Annotated in this window: 16 protein-coding genes, 12 tRNA genes, 1 rRNA gene and 1 pseudogene; 27 read left to right on the top strand and 3 right to left on the bottom strand. The window is 48.0% G+C overall.

The annotated features are described in order from the left end of the window. Nucleotides 1-8: 8 nt before the first annotated feature. The 23 genes and pseudogenes from rrf to PV407_RS29580 all read left to right on the top strand — a co-directional run bounded on the left by rrf (nt 9) and on the right by PV407_RS29580 (nt 15517). Nucleotides 9-125 (top strand): 5S ribosomal RNA (rrf, locus tag PV407_RS16355). Nucleotides 126-134: 9 nt separating this feature from the next. After that, nucleotides 135-210, top strand: a tRNA-Asn gene (locus PV407_RS16350). Nucleotide 211: 1 nt separating this feature from the next. Continuing rightward, nucleotides 212-284 (top strand) — tRNA-Thr (locus PV407_RS16345). Between the two features lie 25 nt (nt 285-309). Then, nucleotides 310-381 (top strand) — tRNA-Glu (locus PV407_RS16340). Nucleotides 382-446: 65 nt separating this feature from the next. Next, nucleotides 447-522, top strand: a tRNA-Val gene (locus tag PV407_RS16335). A 3-nt stretch (nt 523-525) separates the two neighbouring features. After that, nucleotides 526-601, top strand: a tRNA-Thr gene (locus tag PV407_RS16330). A 12-nt stretch (nt 602-613) separates the two neighbouring features. Further along, a tRNA-Gln gene (locus PV407_RS16325) sits at nt 614-685 on the top strand. A 13-nt stretch (nt 686-698) separates the two neighbouring features. Further along, nucleotides 699-771 (top strand) — tRNA-Lys (locus PV407_RS16320). 11 nt (nt 772-782) lie between these two features. Then, nucleotides 783-863, top strand: a tRNA-Leu gene (locus PV407_RS16315). Nucleotides 864-894: 31 nt separating this feature from the next. Further along, nucleotides 895-969 (top strand) — tRNA-Gly (locus PV407_RS16310). A 6-nt stretch (nt 970-975) separates the two neighbouring features. Further along, a tRNA-Arg gene (locus PV407_RS16305) sits at nt 976-1052 on the top strand. 16 nt (nt 1053-1068) lie between these two features. Then, a tRNA-Pro gene (locus PV407_RS16300) sits at nt 1069-1145 on the top strand. An 11-nt stretch (nt 1146-1156) separates the two neighbouring features. Beyond that, a tRNA-Gly gene (locus tag PV407_RS16295) sits at nt 1157-1227 on the top strand. A 338-nt stretch (nt 1228-1565) separates the two neighbouring features. After that, complete coding sequence (gene ppc, locus PV407_RS16290; RefSeq protein ID WP_332090993.1) at nt 1566-4358, top strand: phosphoenolpyruvate carboxylase; 2793 nt, start codon at nt 1566-1568, stop codon at nt 4356-4358. Between the two features lie 134 nt (nt 4359-4492). Next, nucleotides 4493-4891 carry a hypothetical protein gene (locus PV407_RS16285; protein WP_332090992.1) on the top strand — a complete coding sequence of 133 codons (399 nt, stop codon included), beginning with the start codon at nt 4493-4495 and terminating at the stop codon, nt 4889-4891. A 25-nt stretch (nt 4892-4916) separates the two neighbouring features. Beyond that, complete coding sequence (gene sigW, locus PV407_RS16280; protein WP_332090991.1) at nt 4917-5489, top strand: RNA polymerase sigma factor SigW; 573 nt, start codon at nt 4917-4919, stop codon at nt 5487-5489. A gap of 93 nt (nt 5490-5582) precedes the next feature. Beyond that, nucleotides 5583-6194, top strand: a complete 612-nt coding sequence (locus PV407_RS16275) for a zf-HC2 domain-containing protein (protein ID WP_332090990.1) — start codon at nt 5583-5585, stop codon at nt 6192-6194. Nucleotides 6195-6391: 197 nt separating this feature from the next. Then, complete coding sequence (gene cdaA, locus PV407_RS16270; protein WP_332090989.1) at nt 6392-7216, top strand: diadenylate cyclase CdaA; 825 nt, start codon at nt 6392-6394, stop codon at nt 7214-7216. Next, nucleotides 7209-8507 carry a CdaR family protein gene (locus PV407_RS16265; RefSeq protein ID WP_332090988.1) on the top strand — a complete coding sequence of 433 codons (1299 nt, stop codon included), beginning with the start codon at nt 7209-7211 and terminating at the stop codon, nt 8505-8507. Before cdaA ends, PV407_RS16265 begins: the two co-directional genes overlap by 8 nt. Nucleotides 8508-8567: 60 nt before the next feature. After that, the gene (gene glmM / locus PV407_RS16260; protein WP_332090987.1) at nt 8568-9908 is read left to right on the top strand and encodes a phosphoglucosamine mutase; all 1341 of its coding nucleotides are present in this window, start codon (nt 8568-8570) and stop codon (nt 9906-9908) included. A 618-nt stretch (nt 9909-10526) separates the two neighbouring features. After that, on the top strand, nt 10527-12356 hold the full coding sequence (glmS, locus tag PV407_RS16255) for a glutamine--fructose-6-phosphate transaminase (isomerizing) (RefSeq protein ID WP_332090986.1): 1830 nt from the start codon (nt 10527-10529) through the stop codon (nt 12354-12356). An 821-nt stretch (nt 12357-13177) separates the two neighbouring features. After that, complete coding sequence (locus tag PV407_RS16250; RefSeq protein ID WP_332090985.1) at nt 13178-14719, top strand: Eco57I restriction-modification methylase domain-containing protein; 1542 nt, start codon at nt 13178-13180, stop codon at nt 14717-14719. A 110-nt stretch (nt 14720-14829) separates the two neighbouring features. Further along, nucleotides 14830-15517, top strand: a pseudogene (locus PV407_RS29580) (IS5 family transposase). 356 nt (nt 15518-15873) lie between these two features. Here the strand turns inward: PV407_RS29580 and PV407_RS16240 are convergent. Continuing rightward, nucleotides 15874-17067 carry an IS256 family transposase gene (locus tag PV407_RS16240; protein ID WP_332090984.1) on the bottom strand — a complete coding sequence of 398 codons (1194 nt, stop codon included), beginning with the start codon at nt 17065-17067 and terminating at the stop codon, nt 15874-15876. Nucleotides 17068-17220: 153 nt separating this feature from the next. On the opposite strand from PV407_RS16240, the gene PV407_RS16235 reads away from it, so the two are divergent. Genes PV407_RS16235 through PV407_RS16225 form a run of 3 tightly spaced genes read left to right on the top strand, consistent with a single transcriptional unit; the run spans nt 17221 to nt 21330 of the window. Beyond that, complete coding sequence (locus PV407_RS16235; protein ID WP_332090983.1) at nt 17221-19740, top strand: sensor histidine kinase; 2520 nt, start codon at nt 17221-17223, stop codon at nt 19738-19740. A gap of 2 nt (nt 19741-19742) precedes the next feature. Next, nucleotides 19743-20261: a hypothetical protein gene (locus tag PV407_RS16230; RefSeq protein ID WP_332090982.1), complete on the top strand. Its 519-nt coding sequence runs from the start codon at nt 19743-19745 to the stop codon at nt 20259-20261. Nucleotides 20262-20271: 10 nt separating this feature from the next. Then, nucleotides 20272-21330, top strand: coding sequence for an HNH endonuclease (locus PV407_RS16225; protein ID WP_332090981.1), 1059 nt, complete (start codon nt 20272-20274; stop codon nt 21328-21330). Between the two features lie 469 nt (nt 21331-21799). Here the strand turns inward: PV407_RS16225 and PV407_RS16220 are convergent, their stop codons facing one another. Continuing rightward, the gene (locus PV407_RS16220; protein ID WP_332090980.1) at nt 21800-22408 is read right to left on the bottom strand and encodes a DUF4304 domain-containing protein; all 609 of its coding nucleotides are present in this window, start codon (nt 22406-22408) and stop codon (nt 21800-21802) included. A 263-nt stretch (nt 22409-22671) separates the two neighbouring features. Between PV407_RS16220 and PV407_RS16215 the strand changes: the two genes are divergently transcribed. Next, entirely contained in the window at nt 22672-23646 is a 975-nt protein-coding gene (locus PV407_RS16215) for an NAD-dependent epimerase/dehydratase family protein (protein ID WP_332090979.1), read from the top strand. A gap of 192 nt (nt 23647-23838) precedes the next feature. On the opposite strand, the gene PV407_RS16210 is transcribed toward PV407_RS16215, so the two are convergent. Beyond that, nucleotides 23839-24498 (bottom strand): type 1 glutamine amidotransferase domain-containing protein, encoded by a 660-nt coding sequence (locus PV407_RS16210; RefSeq protein WP_332090978.1) that lies wholly within the window; start codon nt 24496-24498, stop codon nt 23839-23841. Nucleotides 24499-24635: the final 137 nt, after the last annotated feature.

The raw sequence follows: 24635 nt of genomic DNA, 5'->3' as shown, positions 1-24635 counted from the left end.
TATCTTCGTTTGGTGATGATGGCGGAGGGGATCCACGCGTTCCCATCCCGAACACGACCGTTAAGCCCTCCAGCGCCGATGGTACTTGGACCGCAGGGTCCTGGGAGAGTAGGACGTTGCCAAGCGATTCCCATTCCCTGATAGCTCAGTTGGTAGAGCACTCGGCTGTTAACCGAGTTGTCACAGGTTCGAGTCCTGTTCGGGGAGCCATGCTTCCATAGCTCAGTAGGTAGAGTGCATCCATGGTAAGGATGAGGTCACCGGTTCGATCCCGGTTGGAAGCTTAGCCGTCCATTTCGCGGTGTCCGCGGCCCGTTGGTCAAGGGGTTAAGACACCTCCCTTTCACGGAGGTAACAGGGGTTCGAATCCCCTACGGGTCATTTTTCCAAAAATTCGCTTACGAGCGAATACATAGTTTGCCTGGTTATGGGAAGCTTAATCATGCGGACGCTTAGCTCAGCTGGGAGAGCATCTGCCTTACAAGCAGAGGGTCGGCGGTTCGATCCCGTCAGCGTCCACCATGAGCCGTTGTAGCTCAACTGGTAGAGCAACTGACTTGTAATCAGTAGGTTGGGGGTTCAAGTCCTCTCGACGGCACCATGCATGTATTATTGGGGATTAGCCAAGCGGTAAGGCAACGGACTTTGACTCCGTCATTCCTAGGTTCGAATCCTAGATCCCCAGTTTTCATTCGTTTGAGCCATTAGCTCAGTTGGTAGAGCACCTGACTTTTAATCAGGGTGTCGTAGGTTCGAGTCCTACATGGCTCACATTCCCTTAAGCGCGTGTGGCGGAATTGGCAGACGCACCAGACTTAGGATCTGGCGCCTTTGGCGTGGGGGTTCAAGTCCCTCCACGCGCATCATCTCTGCGAACCCCATACGATCAATCATGCGGACGTGGCTCAGTGGTAGAGCATCGCCTTGCCAAGGCGAGGGTCGCGAGTTCGAATCTCGTCGTCCGCTCCATAAGATGTGCCCTTAGCTCAGCCGGATAGAGCGTTTGACTACGAATCAAAAGGTCGGGAGTTCGAATCTCTCAGGGCACGCCATTTTTTAAACGATTTTCGGGACGTAGCTCAGCTTGGTAGAGCACCTGGTTTGGGACCAGGGGGTCGCATGTTCAAATCGTGTCGTCCCGACCATATTGTCGTTTGCGGGTGTAGTTCAATGGTAGAACTCCAGCCTTCCAAGCTGGTAGCGTGGGTTCGATTCCCATCACCCGCTTCCGAAACATTCGATACGTACTGCCGAAGCTTCGATCATATCGGAGCTTTTTTTATTTTGCGCGTTTTTCCTGTTTTTGCCCTTGAATTCGAGAGCGGTTCTTAATAAGATAAGAAGGACATGGATTTGAAGCTTTTGTACCCCGAAAGGGTTTCGGCTTTCGCTGCCGCGGAAAAGATTCGCGGCTTCCGAAGTCTTTTTTGCATGTACGGCCGAAGCGGACGGTTACCTCCCGCTTGAATCGGAAAACTAGTCTATAGTGCCGAAATTTTACCCCGTTAAAGCAGGAATGTCTTAAAATTTGTCGAATGTGTTAAGGATGGAGGGAGAACAGAGCTATGACTGAAACAACGATAGAAGCGCACGGAACGTCGAGTCATCAACTGCTGCGCCGAGACGTGCGTTTTTTGGGCAACATTTTGGGAGAAGTGCTTGTTCATCAGGGCGGACAACAATTGTTCAATCTCGAGGAGCAAATTCGCGAGATGAGCAAAACGCTGCGGGCATCGTCGGACCCGGAGCTGTTAAAGGAATTCAAAAAAGTGATCCGTTCCCTCAGTCCGGAAGATCGGCATAATGTCGTCCGGGCTTTTGCGATTTATTTCCAATTGGTCAATATTGCCGAGCAAAACCATCGGATTCGCCGCAAACGCGATTACGAGCGTTCGACCGGAGAAAAGCTGCAGCCGGGATCGATCGAAAATATTGTAGCCGAGCTGCGGCAAAAAGGCGTTCCGGCCGCCGAAATGCAAGACATGCTCAAAACGATCTCGCTGGAGCTCGTCATGACCGCCCACCCGACGGAAGCGACCCGACGCGTCGTGCTCGACATTCATCAGCGGATCGCCGAAGACGTGATGAAGCTGGACAACCCGTCGCTGACGAACCGCGAAAGGGAGCAGCTGCGCGAGAAAATCGTCAGCGAGGTGCTGACGCTGTGGCAAACCGACGAGCTGCGCGACCGCAAGCCGACCGTTCTGGACGAAGTGCGCAACGGACTGTACTATTTCGACGAAACGCTGTTCGAGGTGCTCCCGGATCTGTATCAGGAGCTGGAGCGCTGCTTGCGCAAATATTATCCGGACTCGGAGTGGACCATTCCGTCCTTTTTGCGTTTCGGTTCGTGGATCGGCGGAGACCGCGACGGCAACCCGTCGGTAACGGCCAAGGTGACATGGGAAACGTTGACGCTGCATCGGCAGCTGGCGCTTAAAAAGTACGAGCAGCAGCTCGCCAAGCTGATGAACCATTTGAGCTTCAGCACGAATATCGTTCAAGTGACGCCGGAGCTTCTCGCTTCGATCGAGGCCGACAAGCAGCACATTCAGCTGAAATCCGAGGATGTATGGCGCAACGATAAAGAGCCTTATCGCATCAAGCTGACGTATATGGTCGAAAAGCTGGCGAACACGCAAAGCCACGGGGTGAAAAACGCGAAAGCCAAATATGCGTCGCCCGAAGAGCTGCTCGACGATTTGCGGCTTATCGACCGCAGCTTGCGGGGCCATTACGCCGACTATACGGCGAACATTTACATTCGCAAGCTGATCCGGCAAGTCGAGCTGTTCGGCTTCCATTTGGCCGGTCTGGACGTGCGTCAGCACAGCAAAGAGCATGAAAACGCGATGGCCGAAATTCTCGCGAAGATGAACATAGCGAGCGATTACGCTTCGCTGTACGAACCGGAAAAAATCGCGCTGCTGAGCGATCTGCTGAACGATCCGCGTCCGCTGATGTCTCCTTATATGGAGTATTCCGAATCGACGATGGAAGTCATCAGCGTTTACAAAGCGATAAAAGCCGCTCAGGCCGAGTTCGGGCCGAAATGCATTACGACGTACCTGATCAGCATGACGCAAGGCGCCAGCGATCTGCTCGAGGTGATGGTGTTCGGCAAGGAGGTCGGCTTGTACCGCCGCGATGCGGACGGAACGGTACGCTGCACGCTTCAGCCGGCGCCGTTGTTCGAGACGATCGACGACTTGCACGCCGCGCCGGCCATCATGGACACGATCTTCAACATTCCGGCGTATCGGGATTCGATTCCCGATTTCAACAACATTCAAGAAATCATGCTCGGCTATTCCGACAGCAACAAAGACGGCGGCGTGCTGACGGCGAACTGGGAGCTGCGGGTGGCGTTGAAAGAAATTACGAAGGTCGCCAAGCGCCACGACGTCAAGCTCAAGTTTTTCCACGGACGCGGCGGCGCGCTCGGACGCGGCGGCATGCCGCTCAACCGGAGTATTTTGGCGCAGCCTCCCGAGACGATCGGCGGCGGCATCAAAATAACGGAGCAAGGCGAAGTGCTCTCTTCCCGGTACGCGTTGAAAGGGATCGCTTACCGCAGCTTGGAGCAGGCGACGTCCGCCCTGATCTTGAGCGCCCATCTCGCGAAAAAGCCGCAAGAAACGGCGAACGAGCAAGAGTTCGAGACGATTATGCGCGGAATTTCGGAGCAGTCGCAGAAGAAGTACCAGGATCTCATTTTCCGCGATCCGGACTTTTATCAATTTTTCAAGGAAGCGACGCCGCTTCCGGAAGTCGGCGAGCTGAATATCGGTTCGCGTCCGTCCAAGCGGAAAGGAAGCGACCGGTTCGAGGATTTGCGCGCGATTCCGTGGGTGTTCGCCTGGACGCAGAGCCGCTATTTGCTCCCTGCTTGGTATGCGGCCGGCTCGGGCCTTCAAACGTACGTTCAAGGAAACCCGGACGGTTTGCGCAAGCTGCAGGAGATGTACGCCAACTGGTCGTTCTTCAGCTCGACGATCGACAACTTGCAGATGGCGCTCGGCAAGGCGGACATGCTGATCGCTCAGGAATATTCGCAAATGGCGAAAAACAGCGAGGCGGGCAAGCGCATTTTCGAGCAAATCCGCAGCGAATACGAGCTGACGTCGCAGCTGATCCTGCAAATTACGGGACAGAAAGAAATTTTGGACAATCAGTCGGTCATTCAGGAGTCGATCAAGCTCCGCAACCCGTACGTCGATCCGCTGAGCTTCCTGCAGGTGCAGCTGCTGTCCGAGCTGAGAGCGATCGACAAAGATTCCGAAGAAGGCGCGAAGCTGCTTCGCGAAGTGCTGCTGACGATCAACGGAATCGCCGCGGGGCTGCGCAATACGGGCTGATCGCGTTTCGACCATACGATGTTTGCGACCATGTCGGGAGCCGACTCCTTCGGGAGAGACGGTTCTCGACTTTTTTCGTAAAAAACGGTACTCTATTATGAGATGGATACGTGCGGCAGGAGAGTGACATCGTATTGACTAGCCATGCTTCGAAATGGGTCGCGGTCATTCTGGTGCTGCTGGGCGCTTCCAGCTGCGGAATGCTGTCTCCGTTGATCAAAATGGCTTACGGACGCGGATTGGCCGCGAACGTCGGAGAGCTTCTGGGCTGGGGCTTACATCCTCGGTTTGCTCGGGTCGGTGCTGCCGACGCTCTTTTTCAACATCGGCATTCCGAAGATCGGAAGCTCGCTGGCGGCGATGCTCGCTCGATGGAGCTGCCGGTCGCGCTGCTCGGGGCGTTTTTCATATTGGGCGAGCAAATGCTGCCCGTGCAATGGGCGGGCATGGCGTTGATACTTCTCGGTATCGCCGTATCGGAGACGGGCGCGTCGACGCCGGCGAGACGGACGGAGGCGGATCGCCGGACGTAAAGGTACCGGGATTGGAGGAATGTCGGTGAATTTCGTGGAAACGAGGCTGGCCAAGCTGGCGCGGGGCGGCGACCGCCGGGCGTTCGGCGAACTGGTCGACTTGTACAAGGATAAAATTTATCACCTCGCTTACCGGATGCTGCATAATGTGCAGGAAGCGGAAGACGTCGTGCAGGAAACGTTTTTGCGGGTCTATACGAACTTGAACCGGTATGACGATACGCAGAAGTTTTCGACGTGGATTTACCGCATCGGCACGAATTTGTGCATCGACCGGCTCCGCAAGCGGAAAGCTTCCTATTCGCTCGATGCGGAAGTCAACGACAGCGAGGGCAGCGACTGGTATTCGATGCTGGCCAGCGGCGACCGCAGCCCGGAAGGGGAGCTGCTGCTGTCCGAAACGCAGGAGCAGGTGCGCAAGGCGATCGATGCGCTTCCGGAAAAATACAAATCGGCGGTCATCCTACGCTACTTGCACGACATGTCGCTGCAGGAAATCGGCGAAGTGCTGGGGATGCCGGTGACGACGGTGAAAACGCGGGTGCATCGCGGACGGGAATATTTGCGCGAACGGCTCGAAAAAGAATCGCTGCTTTGAGGGCGAAATGTTGAAACGATTCCGAACGTGGTACGTATTGTACTACACGATATATTATGCGAAGGAACGCCAGGGAAGGAGTGGCCCGGGTTTATGAACTGCAAAGAAGCCATCCTTTTGATGCACGACTATTTGGACGGGGATTTGACCGGACCCGAGGCGGCGGAGCTGAAGAAGCATATGCTCGGCTGCGCGGGCTGCCAGGAGCGGTACGAGAAGCTGGAAAAGGCGGGAGCGCTCGTGTCGGCGTTGAAGCCGGTCCACGCGCCCAGCCATTTGACGACGGCGTCGATCATGCAGAAGCTGCCCGCTCCGCCCAAACGGACGGTTTGGATGCGCTGGCCGCGACGGCATCCGGCGGCGACGGTGGCCGTCATTTTCCTCGTCGTCATGCTGGGCAGCTTTTTGACGATGTGGAACGAAGACACCCAGCTTGTCGTTCACGGCTCGGACCTCGAGCAGGTCGACTTTAAAGGAAACAATACGGTCGTCATTCCGGAAGGCCATACGTACAAGGGCAATTTGATCGTGGAGAACGGCAATATCGAAGTAAACGGCAAAATCGACGGAAATCTGGTCGTGATCGACGGCAATTACGCCCTCGCCTCGACGGCGCAAATTTCCGGAGACATTACAAGCGTCAATCAGGCGGTGGAATGGATCTGGTTCAAGCTGAACCAAATTTACGCCTTGTTCGTCCATTGATCCGGGTGCCGGCAGCGAACCGAATTCGCGGCGGCATTCGGATTTTTTTTGCCCCTATCCCGGGGCTCGCGCTTTGTCGGATTTCGTAGAAACATTCGGACCTTCATTCTGGAGTAGAATGAAGGTTTTTTTACGAAAATATGATATGATTATACAATAGACAGAGTAGGCTCCCTGCGGGCCATGGGGGAACAGGCATGGAACTTTTGACGGATATCCGCATAAAAGATATCATCGACATCCTCATCGTCAGCTATGTCATTTACCAATTGATACTGCTCGTCCGCGGAACGCGCGCCATCCAGCTGCTCAAAGGGATCGTCGTCGTCGTTCTGACATGGGCGCTTAGCATATGGTTTAACCTGAACACGCTGCAATGGATGATGAACCAGATGTTCACGTTCGGGGTGCTGGCCGTCATTATCATTTTCCAGCCGGAGCTGCGGCGGGCGCTCGAGCAATTGGGGCGCGGCAAGCTGTTCCGCGGCACTTCCTCGTCGGACGAAGAGCAGGACGTGACGGGCCGCATCTCGCAAATATTGAAGTCGGTCAATTATTTGTCCAAGCGCAAAATCGGGGCGCTCATCGTGTTTGAAAGGGAAACCGGGCTGAACGATTATTTGGAGTCGGGCATTCCGCTCGAGGCGCATATTACGTCCGAGCTGCTCATCAATATTTTTATCCCGAATACGCCGCTGCACGACGGGGCCGTCATCATCCGCAAAAACCAAATTATGGCGGCCGGCTGTTATTTGCCGCTGTCGGAAAATCCGTTCATCAGCAAGGAGCTCGGCACGCGCCACCGGGCGGCGATCGGCATGAGCGAAGTGTGCGACGCCATCTGCGTCGTCGTCTCCGAAGAGACGGGACAAGTATCGCTTGCGATCAACGGTCAGATCGTTCGCGACATCAAGGAGGAATCGCTTGTCTCGAAGCTGTTCGAGGAGCTGCGGCCGAAGGTGAAAGCCAAAGGAAAAACTCCTTTCTGGAAGCGGAAAGGAGGCGAACCGTCGAATGGATAAATGGCTGCGCAATCCGAACGTGGTCAAAGTGATCGCGCTCATGCTCGGCATATTGCTGTGGGCCGTCGTTCATCTGGACGACCGGACGACGCCGGGGGGCGGCTTTTCGACTACGCAGGAACGAACGATTTACAACGTGAAAGTGACGCCGATTTACGACGAGAACAAGTTCCATATCGCCTCGATCGATCCGACGGAAGTGATGATCCGCATCGAGGGCAAAGAATCGGCGCTTAGAAAAATAACGACCGATTTTCAGTACCAGATCGTGCTCGATCTGAAAGAGGCGAAGGTCGGGGAAAATACTTTGTCGCTCATCGCGAAAGATTTTCCGGCCGGGGTCAAAGTGTCGATTTTCCCGCCATACGCGAAAGTGGTGCTCGAGGAGAAGCAGACGAAGGAAGTGCCCGTCCAGGTCAACCTGATCGGCAATCCGGCGAACGGGTTCAAGGCCGGGCAGCCGGTGGCGAAGCCGAACCGCGCCCTGCTTACGGTACCGAGCGGCTTGATGGACGAAGCGATCACGGTCAGGGCCGACGTCAACATCGAGAACGCGCAGTCGGCCGTCACGAAGCAGGTGAAGCTCGTCGCCGTCGACAAAAACGGCAAGGAGCTCGGGGTGGCGATCAGTCCGAACGTCGTCGACGTGGAAGTGCCGATCACGCAGCCATTCAAAAAGATGCCGCTGCAGCTTAAGGTGACGGGGGAGCCGGCCCCCGGGTACAGCGTTTCGCTGTTCCAGCCTTCCGTCGACCAAATTACGGTATACGGGCCGCAGGAGCTGCTCAATACGCTAGACTTCTACGAAGGGCCGCAGGTCGATTTGAGCGGACTGAAGGCGGACCAGATCTATACGCTCGATATTCCGCTTCGGACGCGGATTACGTCCGTCGATCCGCCGAAAATGGAAGTGAAGGTGCAGGTCGTGCCTTCCGAAAGGCGGACGTTCGAGCAAGTGCCGATTACGATTATCGGGCAAAACAACAATTTCGACACGCGGATCAAGTCACCGCCGAACGGCACGTTGAACGTCACGGTCGAAGCCGCGCCGGCCACGCTGGCGAAGCTGAAGGCGCAGGACGTACAGCTGATCGTGGACGTCAGCAACCTGCCCCCGGGCGAGCATACGGTCAACGTCAACGTCAATTTGCCGCAATTCGTCAAAAAAGTGGATACCGAAACGAAAGCTGTTATTGAAATAACCGCAAAATCGACCGACAACGCTGCGCCCGCACAAAACCAAAACCAAGCCCAGACGCAAACGCAGGCTCAGGTCCAGCCTCAGCCGTAGTCGAACAGGCGAACAATCGCTTCGACGAAACCGATACAGATAAAGGAGAGGGAACTACGAATGGGGAAGTATTTTGGAACGGATGGGGTTCGCGGAGTTGCCAACAAGGAACTGACTCCGGAGCTTGCATATAAAATCGGCCGCTGCGGCGGTTACGTCCTGACGCAGCATGCGGAGAAGCCCGTCGTGCTCATCGGACGCGACACGCGCGTGTCCGGCCCGATGCTGGAAGCCGCGCTCGTGGCGGGACTGCTGTCGATCGGCGCGGACGTCGTCCGTCTCGGCGTCATCTCGACGCCGGGAGTGGCCTATTTGACGAAAACGACCGGAGCGGATGCGGGAGTCATGATCTCGGCGTCGCACAATCCGGTTGAAGACAACGGCATTAAATTTTTCGGCAGCGACGGATTCAAGCTGTTCGACGAGACGGAGCTGGAGATCGAGCGCTTGCTCGATGCGGCCGCGGACGAGCTGCCCCGCCCGATCGGGGGCGACCTCGGCACGGTGCGCGACGACGCGGAAGCGAAGTTCCGTTATGCCGAATATTTGAAAACGACCGTAAGCCGCTCGTTCGAAGGGCTTCGCATCGTGCTCGACTGCGCGCACGGCGCCGCCTACGAGCTGGCGCCGAAAGTGTTCCGCGAGCTCGGGGCCGACGTTCACGTCATCGGCGCCGAGCCGAACGGGCGCAATATCAACGATCATTGCGGTTCGACGCACCCGGAGAAGCTGAAGGAGGAGGTTGTCCGGCTGGGCGCCGACCTGGGCTTGTCGTTCGACGGCGACGCCGACCGGCTGATCGCGGTCGACGAGACGGGAGCGGAGGTGGACGGCGACTACATTTTGAGCATTTGCGGCGACGCGATGAAGCGGGCGGGCAAGCTGAAGGGCGATACGATCGTCACGACGGTGATGGCCAACCTCGGCTTTTTCAAAGGCGTGGAGAAGCTCGGCATTCATGCGCTGCAAACGGCGGTCGGCGACCGGTACGTCATGGAGGAAATGCGCAAAGGCGGCTACAATTTGGGCGGCGAGCAGTCCGGACATGTCATCTTCCTCGACTACAATACGACCGGCGACGGTATTTTGAGCGCCCTGCAGCTGGTCGACACGGTGGCGGAATCGGGCAAAAAGCTGAGCGAGCTGAAACGGCTTATGCAAAAATATCCGCAGGTGCTCGTCAACGTCCGCGTAGCCGACAAAAGCAAGCTGAAGGGCAACGCGGCGATCGAACGCGTCGTGCAGGACGTGGAGCGGCGTTTCGCCGGCAACGGCCGCGTGCTCGTTCGGCCGTCCGGTACGGAGTCGCTCGTGCGCGTCATGGCGGAAGGGCCGGACAAAGCGACGGTCGAAGCGTACGTGGCGGAAATTTGCGACGTCGTGAAGCTGGAACTGGTGTAACGGTTGTTTGTGATACGAGTTGTATCTGAAAATAAATCCTCCGGATAAGCATTCCGGAGGATTTTTGACGTTAGGCGGCGGTTTTGCGGGAATTTTGGCAGTTGCGTCGGGCGGTAGAATTGAATATGATGGTACTATCATTCCGAAATGGAAAGGTGGGCAGGGGTTGCGATTACGAAAGCGCCTGCGCTTGCTCCGCGGCCGCCCGAACGGATAGGGGCGTGCCGGTTACACGGAGCGAGCGGACGAGGTAGAGGTGTTCGGAACATTCGGCGGGGACCTCTCGGCAGCCGCATCGGGCCGTAAGCGGAAAGACAAAAGGTTCGGGCAACCGGGCCCACAATATTTCCGCATGATGCGTTGGAATTGGACTTATACCGGGCCGGCGTTTCCCGATCGCGAAGGAAAGCGAGGCGGGGGGCGCGGACTGCCGGTCGATAGAATAGATGGAATATCAAAGTTAAGATCATCGGCGAACCAGCTGCGTTCTTTGAAAACCGAATAAGCGACTCAAAAAAATCGTACGTCCGTACGTTTATTTGTAATGCGCATTTGGAAGCTTTCGTTGAAAGAGCGCACTGGTTCGTACTCATCCCAATTATCGGAGGTATGGAACCAATGTGCGGAATTGTCGGATATGTGGGGAAACGGAATTCGCAGCGGATTTTGCTGGAGGGCTTGAAAAAGCTGGAGTATCGGGGGTACGACTCGGCCGGCTTGGCGGTGTTTACCGACAGCGGCTTGGTCGTCAAGAAGGCGCAAGGCCGCCTGGCCGTCCTGGAGTCCAAGCTGGAGCGGGAGCCGCTGAACGGCACGATCGGGATCGGACATACCCGGTGGGCGACGCACGGGAAGCCGTCGGACGTCAACTCGCACCCGCATACGGATAATTCGATGAAATTTTCGGTCGTGCATAACGGCATTATCGAAAACTATATGACGCTGAAAGAAGAGCTGTCGGCCAAAGGCCACGTCTTCGTTTCGGAAACGGATACGGAAGTGATCTCTCACCTGATCGCCGACTTGTACGACGGCGATATCGTGAAAGCCGTGCAGCAGGCGGTCAAAAAGATGACCGGCGCGTTCGCTCTGGGCGTGCTGACGGAATACGAGCCGGAGAAGCTCGTGGCGGTACGGCTGGCCAGCCCGCTTATCATCGGCGTCGGCGACGGGGAAAACTTTATCGGCTCGGACATCCCGGCCATCTTGGAGCATACGCGCAACGTTTATATTTTAAACGACGGCGAAATGGCGGTGCTGACGCAGAACGGTGTCGATTTGCGTACGATCGAGGGGAATTTTATTTCCCGGGAAACGTTTTATGTCGATTGGGATTGGACGACGGCGGAAAAAGCCGGATTCGATCATTTTATGCTGAAAGAAATTTACGAGCAGCCGAAAGCGTACCGGGACACGATGGGCAGCCGGATCGACGCGGCCGGGGAGCGGGTCGTGCTGAACGAAGTGAAGCTGACGCCGCAGCAGATTTGGGACATTCATAACATTCATATTGTTGCTTGCGGCACCGCTTATCACGCCGGCTTGGTCGGGAAATCGGTCATCGAGCAGCTGGCGCGCATTCCGGTCGAAACCGACGTGGCGTCCGAATACCGGTACCGCGCGCCGATTCTAACGCAGAATACGCTTGTAATCGTCGTCAGCCAATCCGGCGAGACGGCCGATACGCTCGCCGCCCTTCGGGAAGCGAAGCGCTGCGGCGCGCGCGTCATCGCGATCACGAACGTGGTCGGCAGCTCCGTCGCCCGCGAGGCGGACGACGTCATCGTCACATGGGCCGGGCCGGAAATCGCGGTCGCGTCGACGAAGGCGTATACGTCGCAGCTGATTGCGTTTTATTTGCTCGGGCTCCATCTCGCCCAAACGCTCGGCACCCAGGACGCGGCCTTCATCGCCTCGGCCATTGCGGCGCTGCAAAAGCTGCCGGAGCAGGTCGAGCAGATCCTCGCGCACGCCGACGAGATCAAGCAGTACGCGGAACAAATCGCGGCGCACGACGACCTGTTCTTCATCGGCCGCGGCTCGGATTATGCGGTCGCCCAGGAAGGCTCGCTCAAGCTGAAGGAGATCTCGTATATTCATTCTGAAGCTTACGCGGCCGGCGAGCTGAAGCACGGGACGCTCGCCTTGATCGAGGAAGGCATTCCGGTCATCGCGCTGGCGACCCAGGAGCATTTGCTGGAGAAAACGGTAAGCAACATTAAGGAAGTGAAAGCGAGAGGCGCACGTGTGTTCGCCATCGCCTTCGAAGGCAACGCCGAGATCGGCAAAGCGGTCGATCTCGTGTTCGAAATCCCGCGCACCCTCTCGCTGCTCGCGCCGGCTCTCTCGGTCGTGCCGCTGCAGCTGCTCGCCTACTACGCTTCGCTCGCCCGCGGCAACGACGTCGACAAGCCGCGGAATTTGGCGAAGTCGGTTACGGTGGAGTGAGGTTTGGAAAGGGTTGTGATAAATGTTCAGTAAAAATAAAGTATTAGAATAAATAATAAGTACTAGACTCAGATAACAAAGTTGTAGACTGAGATAATAGACTACTCGGGTATATCAGTCCAACTGGAACTCAACGGACTACATCAAGATTCTGAACCCCGTAATTATGTATTTCACATAATTGCGGGGTCTTCTGTATTTAGAAGGGCTTATACGTGTTGTCATTGGGGGAAAATGTTAAATACATTCGTAAAACCAATCAATTGAACCAGAAAGAATTTGCTGACCACCGTACAGGTGTTTCTCAAGGCATTCTGAGCGATATTGAACGCGGTAACTGTTATCCCTCTTGCGAACCACCGTAGCCCTTAAAAAGGCTTTTAAGTGCAATTTGAACTGGCTTATTGATGACGGGTCTGAAGGATTTGTGCAGTCGCTCAGATCACTACTCCACTTACACCAAAGTATCTTATTGAGATGGCTAGATCGGATAAATGGTCTATATCTACTTTATTACTAACTCCCAAAAAGGTCATCTAATTGAGGAGGTCGTACGAAGCTTATTAGAGGCCGTTGTAAATTAAGACGGACATTGGGATAGTTTTGCTCTTAACATGTGTGAAAATTTTAGATATAGAAAAGATAAAAGCATTATCAAAGTGATTATATTGATGCATGGGTGCAACGGATCATGAGGAAGATATTCTAACTATTTTGAAAAATAGATGTGAAAATTGGATTCATAGAGGTTAGGGATATTTATTTTAATAGGGAGATGATAGAATATTGAATATGTATTTATAGATTGCGGGGAGTTTTGAATGCTAGTTGCGGCGTATGAACATTCAAAAGAAGTAAGAGTTAATATAAAAAATTTTCTCATGAAAGTTGACACCATAAGAAAAGAAACAGCAGTTCTGTTAGACGAGAAAAAGAAAGAAGAAAACGAGCAATTCTTTTCTGATATATCATTAGCAAATAAGCTTGCATCACACTTTAGATTGGGTAAAAAAAAATATAAAATCTTAGATCCTGGTGCAGGAGTAGGGATCTTAACAGCTGCCCTAATAGCGAAAATATGCAAGAGCAAAACAAAAGTTGAAAAGATAGAGGTTGTTGCTGTTGAAAGTGACCAAAGCCTCTTCTCAGCTTTACATAAAACCATGATGTTATGTAATGAGTTATGTAATGCGTTGGGAATTGAATTCTCATTTAAAGTTATTAATGATGATTTTATTTGTTTAGGAACAGAGTTTGTAAAAAATAAGGGAATAGGAACTTTCAATTACATTATTATGAATCCTCCCTATAAAAAACTTTCTATTAGGGATAGGGCAAGAAAATTATTAATTAGCGCGAACCTCGAAAGTCCAAATCTATATAGTGGGTTTCTAAGTATAGCATTTCGAATGCTTGAAAAAAAGGGACAATTAGTCGCGATTACGCCGCGGAGTTTTTGTAATGGACCTTATTTTTATTCTTTTAGAAGAGATTTGATAGAGCAAGTATCTTTTAAGAAAATTCATACTTTTGAGTCGAGAACTGAATTGTTTAATCGCGATAAGGTTTTACAGGAAAATATAATATTTCATGTGATTAAAGATAAAAACCAAAAGAATATTATTATCTCATCTAGTATAGGCGCTCGAGATAAAAGAGTAAATAAGTACAAAGTGACTTTGAATCAACTTATACATCCCGATGACTCTGAACTCTTTATTAGAATAGTCAAAGACGATAATGATAATAATTATGTTGCTTTAATGAGGAGACTTCCTTGCACATTATTAGATTTAAATATTCAAGTATCCACAGGCAAAGTTGTAGATTTCAGGAATAAGGAATTTATAATAAAGAAACCTCGAGGAAATTATTGTCCATTAATATATCCGAGACATTTTCTTAATGGAAATATCATTTGGCCGTTAAAGACGTCCAAGCCGGATATTATATTGTATACACCTGAAACCAAGGGTCTCCTTCTTTCAAATGATATATTTGTTTTGGTGAAAAGGTTCACAACTAAAGAAGAAGAAAAAAGAGTAGTCGCGGCTGTTTATGACCCAAAAAATTACCCCCAAGTTAATAAAGTGGCTTTTGAAAATCGAGTAAACTATTTTCATAAAAATGGAGAAGGTCTTCAAATTGAATTTGCAAAAGGGCTAAGCGCGTATCTTAATTCGAGTCTAGTAGACATGTTTTTCAGGCAATTTAATGGACATACACAAGTAAATGCTGCTGACTTGAAAGCCTTGAAGTATCCGACCTGCGCGCAGCTAATTAATATAGGTATTCAAATTGGCGATAACTATTCGCAGGAATGTATTGATAATACAGTTAGTCGTGTTTTATTTTATAGATGATTTTTGGGATAGAATTAATATTTGTATTAACTAGGGTCTGTCTTCAAACTATAAAATAAGAAAAAATAGTGGTAGAATCAGGATATGAGAAGACGATACGAAATACACGGATGAACAATGGGAAATCATTTAGGACGTGCTGCATGCTGAGCGAAAAAAAGCAAGACGGCCGACTAGAAAAAGACAATCGGACGATGCTTAACGCGATGCTTTGGATCGCTAGAACCGGCGCGCCTTGGCGCGATTTGCCGGAGTATTATGGTTTCTGGAAAAGCGTGTACACTCGGTTTCGCCGCTGGCAAATGTCGGGCGTGTGGGTATTGAACCTGACTTCGAAAATGTGATGAACGATGCGACCGTAGTTCGCGTTCATCAGCTTGGAGCTGGGGCAAAAGGGGGTAGGCAATTCCAGGCAATTGGACGCTCCCGAGGCGGACTAACGACCAAGATTCACGCCATTTTTGACGCACTGGGGTAACCCTCTGCGTTTTGAACTCACGGGCGGACAAAGCCATGATTGTGTTATAGGCTATGAGATGCTGAAATCGATGGAACTTAAGGAACAAACGTCTTGGCAGATCGAGCGTATACACCAATGCTATCCTGAATCTTCTTCAAGATCAACATGCTAAACCAGTAATCTTCAGTAAAAAATCTCGCCGCATTCAGCGTCATTGTGCTGGTGACTTTATAAAGAACGCCATGGAGTGGAGTGCTTCTTACAATAAAATAAAACATTATCGCCGAATTGCCACACGGTTTGAAAAATTAGCCTGTTTACTTTTAAGGCATTTTTGACTTTGGTTTCGATTATGCTTCGTTATGACTTAGGTTTGAAGAAAGGTCCTAATTGATCATTTTTTATAAATAGAGAATTTTATCGATTCTATTTGTTAAGGAGAAAGAGGTAGTGTCAAGAAGTTTGTGTAAGGCTTGGTAGGGGACCATCGGGACGATGGATAGTCAATATTTTTGTATTATTCAGACTTATTTCTTGAATAGGCGCTTAAGGAACCGGATGTCTTGATGATTATGGAAGTAATCCCCAAAGGCTTTATATGGAGTGGCGGGCATGATAGGCTTAATGCCTAGGTGACACAAGTATTTCGAGCTGTTGCGGCGTCGCCAACCATCATGCCCGCAGAGGCTCCATGTCAAGCCGGCTCATGCGTTACGGCCGCGGGATAACGTTCCTCGAACATCAAGGCGAGCTCTTTTTTGACTACTGCATCTCCGAAGCCGCGGATGACTCGACTACTGTATGTTTCGTTATAATCTAACACATCCAAATAGATGATCTTCTCCGCTGCATCAATAGTAGTCAGACTGTTCATGGGCTTCAGACGTTTGCGGAACTCTTTGTTCATACGCTCAATCGGATTCGACGTGTAGATGGCTGCTTTAATGAGTTCCGGATACTTGTAAAAGGTCAAAAGGGTGGGCAGTTGCTCTTCCCAAGATTGAATTTCCTTCGGATACTTTTTCCCCCACTTGGCCTTGACCGTATCGAAGGCAGCCAGAGCCAGATCATGATCCAGCGCGTTATAGATCGTTTTAAGGTCATCGATGAAGTCGGTTTTATCCTGCACGCGAATTTTTGGAAAAGTCGATCGAACTTTATGGACAATACAGTGTTGCACGTCGGCTTTCGGATACGTTTCCCGGAAGGCATCATCCAATCCAGGGAGGCCATCGAATACGCCCAGCAACACTTCTTGGGCACCTCGCTGGTATAAGTCTTTCAACACATCCCGCCAGCCGTTGGCGCTCTCTTGACCGCCTACGTAAAAACCAAGAATCTGACGATGACCGTCTTCATCGATGCCCATCGCAAAGTATATCACCTCACCGCTAACCGTGCTGCGTTTCAATTTCACATACAGGCCGTCCAGGTAGATAACCGAGTAACGTCTCTTCAGCGGTCTGGATTGCCAATTTTGAATATCTTCCAGAACGGTGGCTGTAATGTTACTTACGGTCGACGGTGAGTAGTGGCTACCAAACATACTTTCGATGAATCGCGCAACATCTCGGGTACCCATACCGCATTTGTACATCTGGATGACCGCCTCCTCCAGCCAGCCATCTCGGCGTTGGTACGGTTGAAATACCTGGGTATGGAAGTCCCCGTTCCGATCCCGCGGAACTTGTAAATCGTCGATATAGCCGAATTTGGTATGAAGCGACCGTTTGTAATATCCATTGCGGCTATTGTGTCCAGAATGATCGTCATCGTCCATGAAGCTTTTTATCTCCGCCTTCATGATCTTCTCGAGATTGTCTTGAATAAATTGTTTGACAAGATTTTCAAATAGCTCGGTAAGCATGTTTTCGTGTATAGTTGCCATGAGTAGGGTTCCTTTCTTGGTGACTTCAGCAATCCCGAGAATACCCTACTTTTTTGTTGCCTGACTAGGCTCCAAATCATGGTACACAAACAATTTTACACCGTCAGGAAAGATGTGATAAACGTAAGGTAAACCGGAGGTGTCTAATAATTTATGAAAAAAGAATTTAGTTTATCTGTCAATGCACGCCACATAAGTCAATTGGGTAGATGGTTAGTAACTGATTATGTTACTGCATTAGTTGAATTGGTGAAGAACTCGTACGATGCAGATGCCGAGGGAGTTAAAATAATTTTCGATGGAATAAAAACTAAGGATGGTAAAATCATACTGATTGATACTGGTTCTGGAATGACCACTGCGGACGTGGAAAAAAGGTGGGCCGTTATTGGAACAAATAATAAGGTTCGAAATTCATATAGTCCAGGTGGAAGAAAATATGCTGGAAAGAAAGGGATAGGTCGATTTTCTGTTGAAAGACTAGCAGAAAAGACAACGATATATTCATTCCCTCGAAATCATACTCCCTTCAAATTCTCACTTGATTGGAATAAATATGAAGAGATAAATATTAATGCATTATATCAAATGTTAAATATTTTAAAAATCTCCCCTAGTGATCATGAAAGTGCAAGATTTATCAAATGTAATGTTGATTACTTTATAACTAATCCTAATGTGAAAAAAGAACATAAAGAATTTATTATGAATACTCTTTTTAGTGGTTCTAAAAATCATTATTCTCTCTATTTGAATAATCCAGACATCCTAGAAAAAATAGAGGGAGAATTGATACCTATACTAAAAGAATATTCCGAAGAAGAAGTGCGGATCGATGCAGTAAAACATACTTTAGAGGATATCGGATCAACTGAAGAAAAAGAAATTCGATCGTTACTTTCGAATGTTTATGCTGAGATTTCTGTTTCAAAAGATATAGAAACTGGTTTGATTATTATTTTGGAGGGTTTAAGGGATGAGTGGAAACAGAAGGATATATTAAAGGTCCAAAAAGAACTTAGAGTATTAGTGGAACCGACGTTTTTGACTAATGATTCCTTTAAACCAATCCTACAAGCAGACGAATATGAATTAAAGAGTCATATTATTGTCAATAATATAATAGATCTGCATTATGCAAAAGTTGAAGCAAAACTCATTAATAATGGTGAAGTTCTGGAGTTATCTTATAAGGATAAATCAAAGCTAGTTCCGAAAAACGAAAACTTTTCTTTTAATCCAAGACTTTCTTGCGGAGATTGCTCTTTAGAGCTTTATTATTTTATCAGAGATGCACAGAATTTATCAAAAGAAGGGTTTAATATAACATTGGCCCGTGAAGTGTTAGATGAATTTTCTGGGATTAAAATATATAGGGATGGATTTCATGTTAAGCCTTATGGTGATGAAGGTAACGATTGGTTATTGTTGGATAACCAAAAAGTTAAGAATCCTCATAATTATTTAGTAAGCAATAATCAGGTTATAGGAATCGTAAGAATAACTGAACATTCTAATCCACTATTAATAGATGCTACAAACAGAGAAGGAATAATTGAGAATGAAGCATTTCAAGACCTGCAGAAATTTGTATTATTCTGTACAAACTTTATTAGCAACATTCGTTATGAAGACTATAAGAAGTCTTTAGAAACTAAAAAAATTGAAGCCCTCGATAAGAAAAGGATCGAAGAAGAAGACAAGAGGCGAATTGAGGAAGAAGAAAGGGAAAAACTCAGGCAACAAAGGTTAGAAAGCCAAAACCGAAAAATTCAATCATTATTGGAAAGCATCTCTGATTCTGAAGAAAAAAAAAATGTCTCACAGGTTATTGATCAAGTTGTTAAGAACGCAAATGACGAAGTGTTTTACCAAAAAAGTCAGTTAGAAAAAGAGCGAAAACAAGTAGACGATATAATTAAAACAACAAAAGAGGTTTATGAAGAAGAATTAGACAATAAAGAAAAAGAACTTAGTTTATATAAAAATCTTGCATCAATTGGAATGCTTACTGGAGCATTCGGACATGAGACATCAGACATAATACATAGAATGGCAATAAATATGAGTTATTTATCTAAAGTCATTTCGAGAAGTGAATTGGCTGCTAACGGGGATTTAAAAGCGTCAATTGAAAATATATCAAGTGATATATCAAGGATGCAGGGTTTTGGAAGATTGATTGTAAATTTTGTGAAAAAGGATAAAAGAGAAAAGTATGATTCGATAAATTTCAAAAGTATAATTGAAGAGATATCTGAGCTATATTTCAATATTATAAAATCACAAAACATAAATATTCTATTAGAACTAGATGATTTTCAATGTCATTTAAAAATGTTTCAAATTGACTTAGAGTCAATAATAATAAATTTGATTACAAATTCATTTGAGGCACTTAAGGCTACAAGAAATAAAGTAATAAAAATCTCCTCAAAGGAATATGAAGAATATTATGAAATCATTATTGAGGACAACGGTCATGGAATTAAAGAAGGGTATGAAAAGATAATTTTCTCCCCATTTCATTCTACAAAGGCCGGAGGAATTGGTTTGGGATTGGCTATTGTAAAAGATATTGTTGAAAATTATAACGGAGAAATTAGTGTTGCAAACTCTCAAGATCATGGGGGGGCAGTCTTTACAGTCAGATTTCCAAAAGGAGTTGGATAAATGTGTGCATAAAAGGATTTTATATTGAAGACGAATTAGAAAACATAAATTCTTTAAGAAGACACTTCAATCTTGAGGGAATTGAACTACATTATAAGGAAGAGCTACTAGAAAGCCCAAATCAATATTATGATTTATTCTGTGCGTTGAAAATAAATTTCTTAATAATTGATAAAAATCTGGACAAGAAGGGTATGGGATATTCAGGTCTTGATGTGCTTGAAGAAATTAGAAAACAGGATTCTAATATTTATATTGTTTTAATAACAAGTTATGTAAATGAAATAGAAATTAAAGACCTATCAGAGTTTGATCAGGTTATCGATAAAGGAAATCTTGAAAGCGAGTTGGATAGTTTGATCATTAGAATAAAAAGATCTTACAACAGAAGTAAAGTTAAACAAACTGTTGATGAATTTGAATTGGGTATGACTCAAAAAACATCTCGCCTAGATAGTGAAATATTGGAATTGAAGAAAATTAATGAAACAATTGAAAAATTACTTAAAGAGAAACATTAGGAGAATAAGTATGCCTCAATTTGTAAGAAGAAAAAGGTATGTAACATACAAAGATAAACGTTGTCGAAAATATTTGCGTATTGATTTCGATTATAAATGCGCATATTGTGGGTCTAATGAGGCGGAATTTATCGTTGGATATAAAGCTTTTCAAATCGATCATTTCATTCCACAAAATTTGGCTAGCATGTATCCAGAAGGCGATTTAGACAAATATGATAATTTATATTACTCCTGCGAAATGTGTAATAGTGTAACTGGTAAAAGTGGAAAGTGGGATAGTGATTTGCTTGATCCATGTAAAGATAATATTTATTCCGGTGAGAATCATCATATTGAATATGGAGTAAAATTGAAACATTTAACACAGCATGGTAAAAAATTTATCGAGACATTAAACTTGAATTCTTTAGAACATAGAAGGGTTCGAGAAGTAAGGGAAGAATTTTTCAGCGGTCTTAGAGAAAAAGAAAAAGAAATAGTTAGAATGTTGGAAAATCTCGATCATCTTGAGAAGCAGATTGGTAGTAACCCTAGTATTACTGATTCTCGGGACGCATTATTAAGATTGTTGGAACAAACAAAGGAAGAGTCTAAAGGAAAGTATTATTTCGTAAAGAGTGACGAACTATTTGATCATCATCAAGAAAGAATCTTTGAGAACGTATTAAGTAAGTATGTTTCTTTTAATAAAATATATTATGATTACGATTTGGATTATGAAATAATTTTTGAGGGAAATAATACGATCTGGTGTTCTTTTCACATAAGGGAGACAGTAAATTTTAATTCGCATAATACAAAGAAAATTAGATTGTCATCAGCACAAATTAGGGATTGGAAAGCTCATATTCTTCCAAAACCTATTGTAATAATGGTTTTAGACGAGAGCAATAATAAAATTTATTATTGTAATGCTTTAGATATAATTGAAAATGACTTTAGTGCTGAAAGGGAATTCATAACTTTTTATATTAGAAAAGATAGTGAACTCTGTGAAACAAACGCTGATAATTTTATATCGGTACTCTCAACGTTATCTGATCAAAGAATGAAGAGATTAGGATAAATACAATGGGTTTCTTTACGTTACTCTATATAAGTTATTCTGCCGCGAGTAACTTTTATATATTTTTTGGTTAGTGTTTTGTGCGCGAGCAATACAACATAATACAAGTGTAGTCTAAAGGTATCATCTAGAACAATATTATTATTCTAATTGGAAATATTAAATTTTGAAGGTAGTCTACAGCTTATTCTTTAGTCTAGTGTTCTCTTTGGCATCGGGAATATCACGGATGAATCTAAAGCGTCAGTCTACAACTTTATTATTTGTGAACAATAAAGTCTTAGTACTAGAGTGCACCAAACAATCAAGACAGCGGCAGCCACGGACGAAAGGTAAGTCCGGGACTGCCGCTGTATGATTGTATGATCGTTTTCGTTAGACCGATGTATCTTGCAAATATTAGCACATCGAGAGGTTCCCGAGCATTTCGGTCCCCGCAGCATTTCTGCCTTACGTTCCCCATGCAGACTTATAGCTTATCAAGCTCCACACCGTATTGATTAAAGATGGCCTTATAGTTAGTCTCGAATATGCTCCATCGCTTTTCTGTTCCGTACTTTTCCCGCAATGCCTTAAAATAATGTAAAGCGGCTGCCGCATCGTTCGATTGCAATAGCAAATGAAAGCTCTCTTCGCCCAGATGTAGAAATGGACCCGACATGTAATAATCGACAATGGATCTGGCGCTGGTCATAGTATCATAGAAATGAATAACCTGTTCGAATCCGGTTAGCAGCGTTTTCCTCAACACATCCATATTCGTATCAGGCGTAATTGAAAATCGATCCGGTACGGACTCGGCAATGTTCTCAATTCTTGCTCTGAAGTGACACTCCGCTTCTTTGGGCGCGGTCAAAATCGCTCTCGATTGGATCCGGGCCAGCTCCGTTGCATAAATTCCGCAGTTCACATAAAACATGACATTGTCGGCCGCATTTCCAGCGGATTTTTGGAAATTGAACATGTAGACGAGGCTTTCTGTTGCCTTATAGAAATTCAAACTGTTCTTTGCGAAGCCGTGCTTGGAAAGGAACGGCTTTACGTCCTGCTTTATGAAGTCGTTAAAGAGCTGCTGCAATAGGATCCCTCCTAGATTCTATACCCCGCCGTTTAATGGAACGAGCCACCGACCGTAACATTTTACCATAGTCGGGCGTGCTTGTATTTCAGCTATTGTGCCTGTTCTCGACGCCACCGCATGAGTCTAATTCTTTATTTTTACCGTGAAAAGTCACCGGGATTTTTTTTTAAAGAATGTGATTGACTAATCAATAACAAGGTGCTATATTAAGCTTAAATTAGTGATTGATCAATCACTAAACTCGTGACGAGGTGATTCTTATGAAAAAAGCGATAGTCGTAGGAGCAACGGGAGGCACGGGCGCTTCGGTTACCGAAGAGCTGGTCAGGCGAGGGATCCGGACCGTGGCCTTCGGACGATCTCGCAGGAAGCTGGAACAATTTCGGGCCAGGCTGGGTCAACCGGATCATTTGACGATCGCCGTTGGCGATGCTTTCCGCCCGGATGACATCGTCTCGGCTGCGGAAGATGCGGACGTCCTGTTTCATTGCGCGAACGTACCGTATCACGAGATGGCAAGCAAGCTGATTCCTTTGGGCGAATCCGTGATGGAGGCTGCCGAGCGGCTGAATGTAAAGGTAGTTGCGATTGACGGCATCTATCCCTACGGAAGAAAGCAAATGGAAAGGGCGACCGAAGATCATCCGAAGCAGCCGCATACGAGAAAAGGCAGGACCCGGCTTGCATACGAGAAAATGCTGTTCGACAAGCGGTGGAGCCGGGCCAAGGTCATGATCGTCCGCCTGCCGGATTATTACGGTCCGACGGCGAACGAGGCTTCTTATCTGGGATCGACGCTCGAAGCGATCGCAGCCGGCAAGACGGCGTTTTTCATCGGCAATATGCGAGTCCCCCGGGAATACGTCTACTTGCCGGACGCGGCGTTCATGATCGCGGAGATCGCGGGCAGGGACGAGGCTTACGGGCAGAACTGGCATATTCCGGGCCCAGGCGTCATATCGGGCAGGGAGATCGTGCGAATCGCCAGGCAGGCAAGCGGAAGCTCCAAACCGGTCATTTCGCTCGGAAAAATCGGCCTGTCCTTGCTCGGATTAGGCGTTCCGGTCATGAAGGAGGTAGTGGAAATGCTTTATTTGACGGAAGAGCCGCTTGTGCTCAGCGGGGACAAATACGAACGTTTGATCGGACCCGTACGGATAACCCCTTTCGAAAAAGGGATTGCGGATACGATTCGCGTCTTGCAGGAAAGAGGCGGCTCCCCTTCTCAACAATAGTTATTAATCAATCACTAACATGTCGAAAGTTATCTCGACACGACAAAGTTGCTGTTAAGCAGGCGCCGGACTCGTCTTTATCGACCGGCGCATTTGTTCCAGCGATGCTGCGCCGGCCGGTTATGCCGTACGCTTCGCCCGGAAGCATACGGCATAATCGGGAACGGTACAGCAAATTGCATGGCCCGTCGATTAGCCGAGTTTTGCGATAATGGCATTGGCGACCGCCCGAGTGGATTGAGGATTTTGTCCCGTGATCAGGCTGCCGTCCTCCTCATAATGCGAGGTCCAGTTCGGAGCCGCCACAAAAATCGCTCCCAGCTCGCGAAGCCGGCTTTCCAGCAAAAACGGAAGGTGCCGGGCGAGCGCGGTTTCCGCTTCTTCCTTGTCCGTAAAGGCATTGACCCGTTTGCCGGCGACAAGCGGAAGCCCGTTAGACAATGTAACGCCGGTCAATGCAGCCGGTCCGTGGCAAACGGCGGCGACGATTTTATTTCCTTCATAAAAATCGCGCAGCAGCTCTTGAAGCTTTCGATGGTTCGGAAGATCGTACATCGCCCCATGGCCGCCGGGCAAAAAAATCGCATCGAAAGCTTCGCCGTCCACTTCATCCAGTTTCGCCGTGTTCGCCAAATAGGCTTCGGCAGCTAAAATATCATCTTTAATGTCAGCCCCGATACTGCCGGGATCGACCGGGGCTTTTCCTCCAAGAGGGCTTGCCACGCTAATTTCGTACCCTTGGTTCAGAAAGTCCATGTAGGCTTCGGCAAATTCCGATAACCAAACACCGGTCGGTCTCCCTTCGTAAATTTCCGCATGGCTGGTGACGGCGATCAATACTTTTTTTGTCATTCGTACGGCCTCCCGCAGATTGGTTTTGGATACAACCTCATTCTACGGTTGAATTATCTATAAAACAAATTATGAAATATAGATATTATTATAAGAATATTTATAGAAGGAAACAGGAAAACGAGACCTGCACCTAT

It is taken from the genome of Paenibacillus sp. GYB003, from assembly GCF_036577625.1.
Taxonomy (GTDB): Bacteria; Bacillota; Bacilli; order Paenibacillales; family NBRC-103111; genus Paenibacillus_AB.
Note: the sequence above shows the minus strand (reverse complement) of the source record. Positions and strands in the feature narration are given on the sequence as shown.